Source organism: Bacillus sp. PAMC28571 (assembly GCF_014250435.1).
Lineage (GTDB): Bacteria > Bacillota > Bacilli > Bacillales > Bacillaceae > Bacillus > Bacillus safensis.
In genome coordinates this window covers 2,793,301-2,808,001 of sequence record NZ_CP060191.1, presented here as the reverse complement: position 1 = coordinate 2,808,001, position 14,701 = coordinate 2,793,301, and the positions used below count along the sequence as shown (strand labels likewise).

Below are 14,701 nucleotides of genomic sequence, written 5' to 3'. Positions count from 1 at the left end.
TTTTTACATTACTTGAACTTTCACTCATGCTTCTCTTTATCCCATTCTATTTCATTTCTAGACATCAGGTTTTTAACAGCCTTACGGATCGCGAGTTCATCTTTACCCGTTTTCTTTTTAAGGTCATCCATCGAAGGGTTGTTGCGAAATCGGCTCATATTATAAATGTTTCGGTATAACTTCCTTTCAAGATCCGTCACGTCATACCCTCCTACAAAAAGAATGTACGTTCGATTATAAATGTTAATAAAAAACCCTTCAACTTGAAGGGTCATTTTAAAGAAGATACTTTATCAGTAATTTTCATTTGTTCTCCAGAACGTTCATACGAGAATTTAGCCACTGTTTCATCTTCATCTATATAAGGAACTTTCCAAAATACAGCTATTTGATTGACTGTATCATTATCTTTGCCAATGTTTGCAGCTAAGTCATCACTATACATTTCAACCATGTTATAAGCGGTTTTACTTGTGTTCAACGCGTCAAATGACAAGTAAACAAGAGCTATTAATTTATTATTCTCATTTGAACCCATATCTTCGTTAATTTCAATTTTTTCAATCGATGTGGTTTTATAGTTCTCTTCGATAATTGTTTTGATTTCTATTTTTGCATCATCTTTTACCATATCTAACTCATCTTCTTCACTGTTATCTTCAACTTCTTCTGAGGTATAATCTTCATTTTTCTCTTCCTCTGCATCTGTATCTTTAGGCAAAGTTTCCTCCTCAGATATAACTTCAGAATTGTTTATTTTTAAATTTATTTCAGCAGTAGCTTTTAGTTCTGAGTCATCGCTAATCTGTGAACCACTGAGGTTAGATCCATTATCTCCAAAAAGTTCTTGAACAACTTCAGTTTGTTCAAGAACCGGTAGTGTTTCGACATATATAATATATTTCCCATCATCAAATACTGTGTCACCTTCATTAAAGAATTTATACTCGAAAGATCCATCCTTTTGAACAGCTGTATTAACTATGGAGTTTTTATGGGAATTTTTTTGTTCAAGACGAATCCTTAGTTTCGTATCTTTAGGTAAGTTGCTTTTCCCGCTAAGGATAATAATTTTATTGTTTGTGATTTCTTTATCCAAAGTGATCTTTACGTTTAATTTTTTTTTAGTTTCAATGCTTTCTTCTTTTTTACTGGAGTTACTTGTGGATGTGTTTTCTGCTTTGCCACAAGCAGATAAGAATAAGGCACATAAAATCATAAAGAGAAAAGTTTTAAGGTAATTCAATATTAACCCTCCGTATCAAATAATTTCCATAACAGTTTATCATATTAACAGGGGATAATGTTAAAGTGAGGGTTTTGTGGCATCATTCTGGCATTAAAAGTTTAAAAACGCTCAACTAATAATAAACAAAACATTGAATAGTAAACGTATCTAATGAATATTACAAACATACGAACCCCATCTAATAGACTCCCACCGTCTCCATCAAAACTTTTAGATTCCAGTCGCATCAAGGGTTTTAAAGCCCTTGATGCGGGTCTGGCAACATGAAATATTTAGATTAAATAAAAGAAGACGCTATTGATAGCGTTTTTTTATGCTTTTTTAATTTTTTAACAGAAAAGCCAAATACGAATTTTTTTACTAATAATTTGAATGAATAGCTAAATATAACCATCTTTTAACCGATGAAATGTAGGGATGTTACACCATATATTAGTGGGTGAATTTATTAAACTTAAAGCCTGAAAATAACAGCAGGAATGCAGAAGGAGTTTATCTCAGTGAACAAAGTAAAGACTAAATCACTATTCGCCACGATGATTATGCTTGCCGTGCTGATGGTATTCGGTACAGCGTGCAGCAATCAAAAGGCAGAAAAAGAATACGCCGAGTGGTATGAGAATTACAGAAGTGATATTGAAGACACAATGTTTGCGTTTGCTAAAAAGATGGTGGCAATTGATGCAGGTAATGATGAATGGCTTGGATCTGTCGAGAAGTCACTTTTTGATGTACAAAAAGTCATTGATGAGGGTAATGAAAAGAAAAACGTTCCTGGTGCTTATAAAAAAGCACATGAGTATTTGCTAAAAGCAAACAAAGGATATCAATATGCCGTAGAAGAAACACCGAAAGCACTTGAAAATCTTGATCTTGAATCACTGGATAACATTTCGAAAAGACTCGACAAAGCATACGATCAAACAGCCAAAGCCGATGACGAAGTAGAAAAAGTCTCAAAGGATAAGGAGTAATTCACACATGAAGACAAACAAAAGGACAATGCTTTCAATATTTCTTCTAGTATTTACATTGATGCTGAGCACAGCATGCGGTAAAAATGAAGCAGCAAACGGTTCATCGTCAAATAAAACGCCGGTAAAACAAGAAAAAATTGAAAAGATGACCGATAAAGAATATGCTGCATGGTATAAGGGGTATTTAAAACGTTTTGAAGATAGAATTATGCCTTTCTTTTTTTCATTAGTTCCAATGGATGATGTTTATGATAAAGAATGGGCTAGTGAACTTGAGAAGAAAATTGATAGTCTGCGAGAATTACTTAACGAAGCCAAAGAAAATGAAAACAAAGTTCCAGATACGTATAAAAAGGTAAATAGTTACTTAGTGAAAACAGATGACAACTTAGAGCCGATTTTCAAAGATATTTTAAAGGTTGCCAAGCAAGATAAGGTAGACGGTGATGATTTGAATTTCATAGATTCTAGGATGAAGAAAGCATTAGAAGAGATGGTTCTTGCAAAAGCAGAGGTTAGTAAAATTGAAGATGAGAAAGCTAAAAATACAACAAAAGATAATTCAAAACCTTGATTTAGAAAAATAATGCTGGAACCTTTTAAAGGATCATAAACCGAACTTGGTTCACAGCAGAAAAAGAGATGTCAGATCTGGCATCTCTTTTCTTATGTACGGTTTCTCAAAGAAGACACCAACCGAACAAACAAAGGAAAAACGACAACCACCGCAATCATCATCAAAAATCCATCCGGCACAAGTTCTACAAACGTTGTCTGAATCACATAAACCGCAATCAGCAGCAAGTAACTGATCAAAAATAACAATCCAGAACTTCTCTTTTTAAACGGTTTTTCTAAAAGAATCAGCATAAACAGCCCCGTCATAATCATCCAAAAATTCATATTCCTTTCGAGTCTCCTCTCCATTCATCCCCACATTGTACAGATATTTCTCCGAACGCAACATACTTCTTCTCAAATTAAGCAAAAAGTAGTGAAAATATAAGGAATCACGAACCGATGACGCCTGAAATTTTACAAAAAACCTCCAACCAATTCAAAATCACATCTTCCCATTTGAGACGTCCTCATATATAGTAAGATTAGACTAGTTCTAAATAACTGAAATTGGGGCGTTTACATGGATTCGATTGTTTTACATTTTATTGTGATCATGAGTGTTTCTGGCATTCTGTCCGTGATATTATCAATCATTGCTCATGCAAACCGCCATCGATATATTGGCTGTCAATTGTTTATGTACATGTCTGGAGCAACTGCGATTTATATCTTTGGACATACGTTTGAATTATTGGCTCGTACTCCTGGAGAAATCATGTTCTGGGTTTGTTTTCAATACATAGGTCTTCCGTTTATCGCACCGCTCAGTCTGCTGATTGTGCTACAATTTACGGGGTTCCATCAATATTTCACAAAGCGCCGCGTGCTTCTCATCTTATTGATTCCAACTCTCACAACCATTATGGTGTTCACCAACTCTTTACATTCACTCTTTTATCGAAGCATCACGATGAATCCAGTAGATGGGTTTTTATTGGCTGATTTTACGATTGGCTATTGGTATATCATTCATGGCGTTTATACGTTTGGCTGTTCGATGCTTGCTATCTTTATGCTGCTTTGGTTTTTACGTGTCACAAAAAAAGAATATTTAAAGCAGATTCTCATACTGTTAGTGGGAATGTCATTACCAATTTTGACTTCTTTTATTTATTTATTAGGCGTTACACCCCTACATATTGATCCGGTTCCTGTGGTGATGTTTATCACCAACGCACTCTATTTATGGGCAATTATGTCGTTTCAGCTCTTTAAGCTGTCTCCTATTGCAATGGAGCGTGTGTTTGAGCATATGTCTGAAGGGGTTCTGATTTTAGATCGATATCGGACACTCATTGATTACAATCCCGCTGCTGCATCGATCATTCCAGCACTTGCGAATAAAAAGGGAATTGGCTATAAAATCGACGATATTTTCTCAGCAATCATCAAAGATTCAACGTTCATTCAATGGCTGCGCTCTCCGCAGGATCATTCGCAATATGATTTAATGTGGAAAAAGGAAAAAGACCAGTCCTGCTATTATCATCTGACCGCTTCGTCTCTATTTAATAGAAGAGGAGAGATCGAAGGCAGGCAAATAGTGATCAGTGATGTAACAGAGCAGCGTTTGCTGCAGGAAGAGCTGGAGCGTCGTGCGTATATCGATGGATTGACGAATATCTTCAATCGTTCTTCTTTCATCGAACGAACGCAGATGATCTTGGAAGAGGATGCACAGGATACGGCTGTTATGCTGTTTGATATTGATTTCTTTAAACAAATCAATGACACACACGGACATCATATCGGGGATGAAGCGCTGCGTCATGTTGTCTCTATTTGTCAGGAGCATTTACAAATGGATGATTTATTTGGACGATATGGGGGAGAAGAGTTTGCCATTTGTCTGCCTCATCAGTCATTTAAAGAGGCATGTCATATCGCGGAAAAAATAAGACATTCGTTTGAAGCAAGTTTCTTTACGAATGATGAGGAAAAAGTGCGAGTGACAGCGAGCTTTGGAATTGCTCACACAGCCAATGATCCTTGTGTATTAGAGACACTTCTATTTGAAGCGGATCAGGCCTTGTATATGTCAAAACGCCAAGGACGGAACCGGATTTATGCATCCACTGGTAAGGGCCATGTGCTGTATCAAGAGCAGGATCTTCCGAATTGACTGTTGTCCTGACATTCGATATGATAAACATAACATTTGAACGGTTTCCTAAAGGGGAGTAGCTTTTACGGTTTGGTCGTCACTACAGAAACATTCGTTGTTTCTCGGCCATTCCGGCATGAACAATGTTAGCCAGACCTTTGCCTATCACACATGAGGCAAAGGTCTGGCTATTTTTAAGGTCTTTTTGCATCTGTGTGATAGAGGAGCGGAACAAATGATGCTTTTAATCCTACAGATGAAAGGATGATCGATCTTGAAAAAATATGTGATGGCTTGCCTATTTTCCGGAACGCTTGTATTAAGCGGGTGCTCCGGCTTGCTTGATCAGGTCAACGATACAACGACATATGTCACTGAGGCAAATGACTATGTGACAGACATTCAGCAATTTACAGAGGATTTTCCAAAACTCGCTGAAGAAGCTGTGCAAAATGCCGCCAAAAAAGCAGAATTAACGCAGCAGCTTGAATCATTGAAGGCAGACATTCAAGATTTTAATGACGTCACAGCGCCAAAAATGGCAGAAGACCTGCATGCGCAAATCATTGAAAAAAATAAAGTGCTGTCAGAGGAAATCCAAACGTATTTACAGAAATTGAAAGCAGGCGATATCGATGCTGCCGCCATACTGGAGGATCAGCAGGGATTGATGAAACAGCTTCAGCAATCCGTCAATCTTTTGCAGGATATCGAACAATTAACAAATTAGGACAAACACAGCTTTATATGCGGTGCTCAGCATATCTTTGCCTTTTCCGGTGGAGATATGCTTTAATTTAGGTACAGACAAGTCATAATGGAAAAAAGGTGATCACATGACAGAACATGAAGAAAGACATATGGCTTCGCCTAGAGCCGAAAAGGAAAAGGACCAATTGATCAATCGCTTAAAACGAGTGGAAGGACAAGTGCGCGGGATTCAGCAAATGATTGAAAACGATCGTTACTGTATAGATGTTGTGAATCAAATTTCCGCAGTCAATGCGGCTTTGAAAAAAGTCAGTCTTCATTTGATGGAAAAGCATACACACCATTGTGTTGCAGATGCTATCAAGAGCGGCAATGGGGATGAAGCCATTGAAGAGTTAATGACGGTCTTTACGAAACTGACAAAATCGTAGCATTTATGTTTACATTAATACCCTACTAGGGTATAGTAAATTGTAGAAAATGATTGATGGAGGCGATGAGAAATGGAACAAGCAACACTTCAAGTGCAGGGCATGTCTTGCGGACATTGCGTGAAAGCAGTCGAAGGAAATGTAGGAGAATTAGCAGGTGTTGAATCTGTGAAAGTCCATTTAGACAAAGGACAGGTGGAGGTTTCATTTCACCCGGATCAAGTCACGTTACACCGTATCTCCGATGTGATTGAGGAACAGGGATATGATGTCATATAAATAAGTATACGTGCTGCAAAACAGCACGTTTCAGCGTGTAGACAAACCCTCGCATTCGTTGTCAGGTTTGTGCGCTGGTGCTCACGAATGTCAAATTCGTTCCGCTCCAGTGCTCGTCCTTCCTAGACTTCAAAGGTTTTCTATCACGCTGATAAAGAAGGAAGACAAAGGGTTAAAATAAAGATCATTTTAACCCTTTGTCACAATCTGATACGTGCTGCAAAACAGCACGTATTTTTTTCAAAATATAATACCCCCATGGAGTATGTGGAGAGGTGAGATCAATGAAAAAAGAAATTGATTTTCAAATTACAGGGATGACCTGTGCTGCCTGTGCAGGCCGCATCGAAAAGGGATTGAATAGGCTGGAAGGTGTGGAGGATGCCAGTGTGAATTTGGCGCTTGAAACTTCTCATATCATTTATGAAACAGAGCAGCTAACACCAGATGATTTGAAGCGAAAAGTTCAATCTCTTGGCTATGATGTGGTGATGGAGCAAGCAGAATTTGATATAGAGGGAATGACCTGTGCAGCTTGTGCAAACCGCATCGAGAAAAAAATTAACCGAATGGATGGTGTCGATCACGGGTCTGTAAACTTTGCCCTTGAGACACTTCAGGTCACATATCATCCGGGCCAAACGTCTGCAAATGACATAAAAGATGCGGTGCAGTCTATTGGGTATTCTTTAATAGAACCAGATGCAGATCAAGCGGAGGAAGGAAAAAAAGATCACCGGCAAGCTGCAATAGAAAAGCAAACGGCACGCTTTTTATTCTCGATGATTTTATCACTGCCGCTTCTTTGGGCAATGGTCAGCCATTTTTCTTTTACGTCCTTTATTTGGCTGCCAGAAGCGTTTATGAATCCATGGGTACAGCTGGCGTTAGCAGCGCCGGTGCAGTTCATTGTCGGCTGGCCCTTTTATGTAGGTGCGTATAAGGCTTTAAGAAATAAAAGTGCCAATATGGATGTTCTTGTCGCACTTGGGACATCTGCCGCGTTTTTCTATAGTTTATATGAAAGCATTCAGTCAGCGATTAGAGGCACACATGAGGCAGCCCTCTATTATGAAACAAGTGCTGTCCTCATTACGTTGATCGTGCTCGGAAAATTAATGGAAGCAAGAGCAAAAGGAAGATCATCAGAAGCGATTCAAAAGCTGATGGGCTTACAGGCGAAAGAAGCGGTTATCGAGCGAGATGGCAAACAGATGACTGTGCCTATTTCTGACGTGAAAGTGAATGATCTTGTGTTTGTCAAACCCGGGGAAAAAGTGCCGGTAGATGGAGAAATCATAGAGGGGACAACCGCAATAGATGAGTCCATGATTACAGGAGAAAGTCTGCCTGTTGATAAAACAGCAGGAGATATGGTCATTGGGGCAACGATCAATAAAAATGGATTCATCAAAATAAAAGCGACTAAAGTCGGGAAAGAGACCGCTCTTTCACAGATTATCCGAGTCGTAGAACAAGCGCAGGGCTCAAAGGCACCGATTCAAAGATTGGCAGATCAAATATCAGGGATATTTGTTCCTATTGTTGTAGGAATTGCTGTGCTCACATTCCTCATATGGTTTTTCTTTGTTGATCCAGGAAATGTGACGTCAGCACTTGAAACCTTTATAGCCGTCATTGTCATCGCATGTCCGTGTGCGCTCGGCCTTGCGACACCAACCTCTATTATGGCTGGCAGCGGCCGTGCGGCTGAATCAGGCATTCTGTTTAAAGGCGGAGAGCATTTAGAAGTGACTCAATCACTCGACACGGTCGTGTTAGATAAAACAGGGACTGTGACAAAAGGAGAGCCTAGTCTGACAGATGTACTGGCATATGCCAACTGGACAGAAGATACGCTGCTGCAGCTAGCAGGCTCGGCAGAACAGCAGTCGGAACACCCGCTTGCCCGGGCGATCACAGACGGTATGAAGGAACGAGGTCTTGAAGCGGTCGAGGTTGAAGCGTTCCAAGCAGATCCAGGTCATGGAATTGAAGCAAAGGCAGCAGGACACAAGCTTTTGATTGGAACGCGTAAGCTATTACAGAAACATCATATCCAATATGAGCAAATTGAAGCTTCTGTCACAACACTGGAGGAGCAAGGAAAAACGGCTATGCTTGTTGCGATTGACGGTGAAGTCGCCGGCATTGTCGCGGTTGCAGATACAATCAAATCATCCTCTCCACAAGCCATCGTTCGTCTAAAAGAGCAGGGGATTCACGTTGTGATGATGACAGGTGATAATAAACTAACAGCAGAGGCGATTGCGAAACAGGCGGGCATTGATCATGTCATTGCTGAAGTGCTGCCTGAAGAAAAAGCGGCTCACATTGCAGCGCTTCAGGAACAGGGAAAGAAAGTCGCCATGGTCGGAGACGGTATCAATGATGCCCCAGCTCTTGCAACAGCGAATATTGGGATGGCTGTGGGAACAGGGACAGACGTTGCCATGGAAGCAGCAGATATTACGCTCATGACGGGAGATCTCCATGCCATTGCAGATGCGCTGGAATTTAGTCAAAAAACAATGAGAAACATTAAACAAAACCTATTTTGGGCGCTTGCCTATAACTGTATTGGGATACCGATTGCTGCATTTGGTTTTCTTGCGCCATGGCTTGCAGGAGCAGCAATGGCCTTTAGCTCCGTGTCCGTTGTGCTGAATGCGCTCAGATTGCAGCGATTGAAGCCAGTTAGAGAGGGAGTGGCAGAATGAAGCTGAATGTCAAATGGATTTGGACCGTTAGTGCATTGTTCTACGTTGCTCTTGTGCTCATTGGATATACGATTTATAATGAATTTTTTCCAAATCAACATACACCAAGTGAACAGATGCAAAATCATTAAGACTTCGCCAAAAGCGAAGTCCCAGCGTGTAGACAAACCCTCGCATTCTTTGTCAGGTCTGTGCGCCAGTGCTCACGAATGTCTATTCGCTCCGCGCTGGTGCTCGCCCTTCCTAGACTTCAAAGGTTTTCTATTACGCTGAAAAGAAGACAACGTGCTAAAACAAAATCATTTTAGCACGTTGTCTATATTCTAAGACTTCGCCAAAAGCGAAGTCTTTTTTTTACAATATTGTGGAAAAACCCACCTTTTTAAAGATTTTTCATAAAAAATTCACTTCTTTTTGTTCCTTTTTGTCGTTTTTTGTAGGTTCGTCGTTAAGATGCGATTAAGCAACAAAGAAAGCGTTATCAAAAAAAGGGGGTTCACGTATGAAAAAGTTAGGGTTAGCTTCTCAAATACTCATTGCACTTGTTCTGGGTGTTGTCGTGGGAGCGCTGTTTTATCAAAATGAAACCGTTATTAATGTGTTAACGCCGATTGGCGATATATTTATCCATTTAATTAAAATGATCGTTCTTCCAATTGTTATTGCTGCATTGATTGTAGCAGTTGCAGGTGTAGGAGATATGAAAACAATCGGAAGACTCGGCGGAAAAACCATTCTTTACTTCGAGATTGTGACAACGATTGCATTAGCAGTTGGACTGCTTGCAGCAAACGTCTTCCATCCTGGTACAGGAATTGATATGAGCAACATGGAGAAAGGCGATATCTCTAAATATGAAGAGACATCTAAGGCTTCTTCTGAAAAAGCGACTTTCTCTGAAACGTTGGTGCATCTTGTACCAACAAACGTTTTCCAATCTATTGCAGAAGGTGATCTATTACCAACCATCTTCTTTACAGTCTTATTCGGATTAGGAATTGCCGCAGTAGGAGACAAAGGAAAACCAGTATTAGGATTCTTTGAGGGGATACTCGAAGCGATGTTCTGGGTGACCAATAAAGTGATGAAGTTTGCACCATTTGGTGTATTCGCGCTCATCAGTGTGACGGTGATCAAATTCGGGGTCGGAGCGCTTCTCCCGCTAGGTAAACTGGTACTTGTTGTTTACGGTACAATGGCATTCTTCGTCATTGTTGTACTTGGCATTATTGCGAAAATGGCTGGAACAAGCGTCTTTACACTATTTAAAGTATTAAAGGAAGAAATCATTCTTGCATTCTCAACAGCAAGTTCAGAAGCTGTACTGCCTAGATTAATGGACAAAATGGAGAAGTTCGGCTGCCCGAAAGCGATCACGTCGTTCGTTATTCCAACAGGCTACACCTTTAACTTAGATGGAAGTGCCATCTATCAATCCATTGCTGCGATATTTGTTGCACAAATGTACGGCATGCCGCTTTCCATCTATGAGCAAATTACGTTACTATTAATTTTAATGCTGACATCTAAAGGAATGGCTGGTGTACCAGGTGCATCAATCGTTGTTGTCATCACAACTCTTGGTGCTATGGGACTGCCGCTTGAAGGACTTGCCTTCATCGTTGGGATCGACCGACTTCTTGACATGGTTCGTACAACAGTGAACGTATTTGGTAACTCACTTGCAGCCATTGTCATGTCTAAGTGGGAAAAAGTATTTGATCAAGAGAAATCGAAGAAGTATATTGAGGAATTAAAACAACAAACAAAAGCAGCGTAAAAAAGGAGATCTTTTCAAATGACGAAGCTACAGGACAAGCAAGTTCGAATCGAACGTGACTTTCTAGGTGAAAAGGAAGTAGACACTCAAGCATATTATGGAATTCAAACATTACGTGCAGTGGAGAACTTTCCAATTACAGGCTACCGTATTCATGAGGAACTCATCAAAGCATTAGGGATTGTCAAAAAGGCAGCCGCACTTGCAAATATGGATACACAGCGACTATATTCTGGTCTTGGAGAAAAAATTGTTCAAGCCGCAGATGAGGTCATCGAAGGAAAATGGAACAATCAATTTATTGTCGATCCAATTCAAGGCGGGGCTGGCACTTCAATGAATATGAATGCCAATGAAGTCATTGCAAACAGAGCGCTTGAACTACTAGGAAAGGAAAAAGGCGCTTATACTGAGCTAAGTCCAAACACGCATGTGAACATGTCGCAGTCAACAAACGACGTTTTCCCAACAGCGATTCATATTTCAACATTGAATATGATTGAAAAACTACTTTATACGATGGAAAACATGCATCAAGTCATGACCGAAAAAGCGCAGGAATTCGATCATGTCATCAAAATGGGACGCACGCATCTTCAGGACGCTGTTCCAATCAGACTTGGACAAGAGTTTAGTGCGTATGCAAAAGTTCTTGCTCGTGATATTAAACGTATCAAGCAGTCTAGACAGCATTTATATGAAGTCAATATGGGTGCAACAGCAGTCGGAACTGGATTGAATGCAGATCCTAAATATATTCGCCAAGTGGTTGGCTACCTATCTGACATTAGCGGATTACCGTTAGTTGGCGCTGAAGACTTAGTCGATGCAACGCAAAATACGGATGCTTATACAGAAGTATCGGCTGCACTTAAAGTATGTATGATGAACATGTCCAAAATGGCGAACGATATTCGTCTGATGGCTTCAGGTCCAAGAGCAGGCTTTGGTGAGCTGCACCTGCCGCCGAGACAGCCAGGTTCATCCATCATGCCAGGGAAAGTCAACCCAGTTATGCCTGAGGTCATGAACCAAGTGGCATTCCAAGTCATTGGGAACGATCACACAATCTGTCTTGCATCAGAGGCTGGCCAGCTTGAACTAAACGTTATGGAACCAGTGTTAGTGTTCAACCTGCTTCAATCTCTCAGCATGATGAAAAATGTATTCGAGTCCTTCGTGGACAACTGCTTGCGTGACTTAAAAGCAGATGAATCTAGATTAAAAGAATATGTAGAAAAGAGTGCCGGTGTCATGACGGCGGTGAACCCGCACATTGGTTATGAAGCGGCTGCACGAATTGCAAGAGAAGCCATCCTTACAGGCGCATCTGTACGTGAGCTTTGTCTGCAAAATGATGTGTTAACAGAGGAAGAGCTTGATGTCATCTTAAATCCTTTTGAAATGACAAAACCAGGTATTGCTGGCGCATCACTTTTAGAAAAGGATCGTTTAGAAGATTAAGCGGCATCATGAAAAGCGCACACCGGCAAAGTTCCGGTGTGCGCTTTTTCATGGAGGTTTGTTTTTCTTTAGCTCACATAGTATACTATCGTCAATTATTAGGGATGTGACTGCGTTTGAATCTACTGAAAAAATGGCTGAATACAGAGCCTTATTTAATTGTGCTGCTCATTGTACTGACGCCGATTGGCGGAGAGTTTAAATTTTATCCGTTTGAGGACAGCTTTCGGGTCAGCTTTGGAACCGTTGTCTTTTTCTTTATCCTGCTTCAAATGAAAAGATTTCCGGCATGGGCAAGCGGCATTATCGCTGGGATATCTGTTTTTGTGTTTCGCGTGCTGCTTGATACAGCTGTGACAGGGCATCTTCCGCTTGAAGAGGCAGTTTCATTAAGATTTCCTTCCCTGCTTTATTATGTTGTCTATGGCACACTCTTTTATTTATTGAAGGTCAGACGTTTCCGCGATCAGCCATGGCTGATTGGAGCAACAGGCATCGTCATGGAGCTGTGCGCAAGCGTTGTTGAAATCATCGCACTTCGAGGCACGATGGATGAAATTTTAACGGTGAGGACGCTGTTCCAATTATTTGTTTTGGCGATATTCAGAAGCTTTTTCGTGTTGGCTTGTTATACAATGATTCGCTTATATGAAGAGCAGGCGAGAGAGCGTCAGATGAAAAAGGAAAAGGAACATCTGCTGATGCTTCTGTCTAACCTTTACACAGAATCTACATATTTTCATAAAACACTCGCACATGCTGAGCATATTACGGCTACATCCTATCAATTGTATCAATCCCTTCACCACGCAAAGGATGCGGAATCATTGGATTTGAAAAAGCTCGGTAAAACCGCCTTGCAGATTGCAGGAGAGGTGCATGAAATCAAAAAGGATAACCAGCGCATTTTTTCTGCCTTATCAAAGCTGATTCATGAGGAAAACTTCCAGGCTTATGAGAGTCCTTCTCATATCGCTGGGCTTGTCATTCGCATTCATGAAAATTATGCAGAATCTCTTAAAAAAAACATCGTCTTTCATTATGATGAAGATGGAAAGCATCCCGCCTATCACGTGTATACCATTCTATCTTTGTTAAATAACATCGTATCCAACGCTGTGGAAGCCATTCCTGTAGAAGGAGAGGTGTCACTTTCTATTTCACAGAAAGAAAACCACGTGATTTTTCAAATCAGCGACAACGGGCCTGGTATAAAAGAACGTAATCATCATGTGATTTTTAAACCGGGCTTCACTTTAAAATACGATCAGGCTGGGAATCCATCGAGCGGTATCGGGCTTGCCTATGTAAAGGATACAGCGGAGAAGCTTGGCGGAAGTGTTGAGATGAAGAGTATCCCAAATGAACAAACGATTTTCACATTAACGATACCAGTAGATCAAGTCAGTAGAAAAGAGGGGATTGGGAGATGAGATTTTTTATTGTTGATGATGATGAAGCCGTTCGTTCTTCACTGGCTCAGCTCATTGAAGATGAAGAGCTTGGCATTGTGGCCGGGGAAGCAGAGGATGGCGCAGAGTTAACAGCCAGCTACTTAAATGATTTGCACATTGATATCTTATGTATTGATCTATTGATGCCGGAAAGGGACGGGCTTGAAACGATTCGAGCGATCAAGGATGAGTTTCATGGGAAATACTTAATGCTGTCACAGGTTGAAACAAAGGAATTAATCGGACAGGCGTATACGCTTGGCGTCGAATATTATGTGACAAAGCCGATCAATCGTGTAGAGGTCTTAAGTGTTCTCCATCTCATGATTGAACGTCTTCATTTAGAGCATTCAATTGAAAATATTCAGCACTCACTCAAATCGGTCATGCAATTTCAGCAGCGCGGTCAGACGAAAACGAAGCAGCGGGGGAAAAGTCTTGCAGAGGCGGGGCAGTTTTTGCTGGCGGAGCTTGGTATTGTTGGGGAGAAGGGGTCTAAAGATTTATTAGATATGATTCTGTTTACAGACCAGTATTTAGCGCTGCATGCTGATCAGCATGATTCCTTTCCTTCTTTAAAGATCATTTTCACTGGGATTACGGAGGATAAGTTAAGTGAGCCCTACACATCGGCAGACATCGCAAGAGAAGCAAAGGCAGCCGAACAGCGGGTAAGACGTGCGATCAACCAATCATTAAAGCACATCGCATCACTTGGGCTAACCGATTTTTCTCATCCAACGTTTGAAAATTACGCATCTAAATTTTTCGATTTCACCATCGTACGAAAGAAAATGAGTGAATTGACGAAAGAGATGAGCGGAAGAGAAGAACACACCCGCATCAATGTGAAGAAATTTGTGCAGGTGCTTTACTACGAAGCGAAACGTATTTTTATGGAAGATTAAAAA

Annotated in this window: 15 protein-coding genes; 12 read left to right on the top strand and 3 right to left on the bottom strand. The window is 40.6% G+C overall.

Annotation, left to right across the window (positions count from 1 at the left end):
• Positions 1–20: 20 nt before the first annotated feature.
• Together H7F25_RS14280 and H7F25_RS14275 are read right to left on the bottom strand one after the other, a co-directional pair.
• Positions 21–200 carry a hypothetical protein gene (locus H7F25_RS14280; protein ID WP_135031204.1) on the bottom strand — a complete coding sequence of 60 codons (180 nt, stop codon included), beginning with the start codon at positions 198–200 and terminating at the stop codon, positions 21–23.
• Positions 201–271: 71 nt separating this feature from the next.
• Positions 272–1,246 (bottom strand): hypothetical protein, encoded by a 975-nt coding sequence (locus tag H7F25_RS14275; protein WP_185853839.1) that lies wholly within the window; start codon positions 1,244–1,246, stop codon positions 272–274.
• 503 nt (positions 1,247–1,749) lie between these two features.
• On the opposite strand from H7F25_RS14275, the gene H7F25_RS14270 reads away from it, so the two are divergent.
• Positions 1,750–2,223 (top strand): hypothetical protein, encoded by a 474-nt coding sequence (locus tag H7F25_RS14270; protein ID WP_224426629.1) that lies wholly within the window; start codon positions 1,750–1,752, stop codon positions 2,221–2,223.
• 7 nt (positions 2,224–2,230) lie between these two features.
• Complete coding sequence (locus H7F25_RS14265; RefSeq protein WP_034623883.1) at positions 2,231–2,800, top strand: hypothetical protein; 570 nt, start codon at positions 2,231–2,233, stop codon at positions 2,798–2,800.
• A 92-nt stretch (positions 2,801–2,892) separates the two neighbouring features.
• On the opposite strand, the gene H7F25_RS14260 is transcribed toward H7F25_RS14265, so the two are convergent.
• Positions 2,893–3,129 carry a hypothetical protein gene (locus H7F25_RS14260; protein ID WP_185853838.1) on the bottom strand — a complete coding sequence of 79 codons (237 nt, stop codon included), beginning with the start codon at positions 3,127–3,129 and terminating at the stop codon, positions 2,893–2,895.
• 238 nt (positions 3,130–3,367) lie between these two features.
• Here H7F25_RS14260 and H7F25_RS14255 point away from each other — a divergent pair, with 238 nt between their 5' ends.
• The 10 genes from H7F25_RS14255 to H7F25_RS14215 all read left to right on the top strand — a co-directional run bounded on the left by H7F25_RS14255 (position 3,368) and on the right by H7F25_RS14215 (position 14,698).
• Positions 3,368–4,969 carry a histidine kinase N-terminal 7TM domain-containing diguanylate cyclase gene (locus tag H7F25_RS14255; RefSeq protein ID WP_103131622.1) on the top strand — a complete coding sequence of 534 codons (1,602 nt, stop codon included), beginning with the start codon at positions 3,368–3,370 and terminating at the stop codon, positions 4,967–4,969.
• A gap of 256 nt (positions 4,970–5,225) precedes the next feature.
• Positions 5,226–5,681: a DUF6376 family protein gene (locus tag H7F25_RS14250; protein WP_185853837.1), complete on the top strand. Its 456-nt coding sequence runs from the start codon at positions 5,226–5,228 to the stop codon at positions 5,679–5,681.
• A 106-nt stretch (positions 5,682–5,787) separates the two neighbouring features.
• Positions 5,788–6,093 (top strand): metal-sensing transcriptional repressor, encoded by a 306-nt coding sequence (locus H7F25_RS14245; protein ID WP_012011272.1) that lies wholly within the window; start codon positions 5,788–5,790, stop codon positions 6,091–6,093.
• Between the two features lie 72 nt (positions 6,094–6,165).
• Entirely contained in the window at positions 6,166–6,372 is a 207-nt protein-coding gene (gene copZ / locus H7F25_RS14240) for a copper chaperone CopZ (RefSeq protein ID WP_034623879.1), read from the top strand.
• A gap of 284 nt (positions 6,373–6,656) precedes the next feature.
• On the top strand, positions 6,657–9,092 hold the full coding sequence (locus tag H7F25_RS14235) for a heavy metal translocating P-type ATPase (protein ID WP_185853836.1): 2,436 nt from the start codon (positions 6,657–6,659) through the stop codon (positions 9,090–9,092).
• Positions 9,089–9,223: a hypothetical protein gene (locus H7F25_RS19370; RefSeq protein WP_259279817.1), complete on the top strand. Its 135-nt coding sequence runs from the start codon at positions 9,089–9,091 to the stop codon at positions 9,221–9,223. Before H7F25_RS14235 ends, H7F25_RS19370 begins: the two co-directional genes overlap by 4 nt.
• A 371-nt stretch (positions 9,224–9,594) precedes the next feature.
• The gene (locus H7F25_RS14230) at positions 9,595–10,872 is read left to right on the top strand and encodes a cation:dicarboxylate symporter family transporter (RefSeq protein ID WP_024423473.1); all 1,278 of its coding nucleotides are present in this window, start codon (positions 9,595–9,597) and stop codon (positions 10,870–10,872) included.
• An 18-nt stretch (positions 10,873–10,890) separates the two neighbouring features.
• On the top strand, positions 10,891–12,336 hold the full coding sequence (aspA, locus tag H7F25_RS14225) for an aspartate ammonia-lyase (protein WP_024426050.1): 1,446 nt from the start codon (positions 10,891–10,893) through the stop codon (positions 12,334–12,336).
• A 116-nt stretch (positions 12,337–12,452) separates the two neighbouring features.
• Entirely contained in the window at positions 12,453–13,769 is a 1,317-nt protein-coding gene (locus H7F25_RS14220) for an ATP-binding protein (RefSeq protein WP_034623877.1), read from the top strand.
• Positions 13,766–14,698, top strand: coding sequence for a response regulator (locus H7F25_RS14215; protein WP_024426048.1), 933 nt, complete (start codon positions 13,766–13,768; stop codon positions 14,696–14,698). Before H7F25_RS14220 ends, H7F25_RS14215 begins: the two co-directional genes overlap by 4 nt.
• Positions 14,699–14,701: the final 3 nt, after the last annotated feature.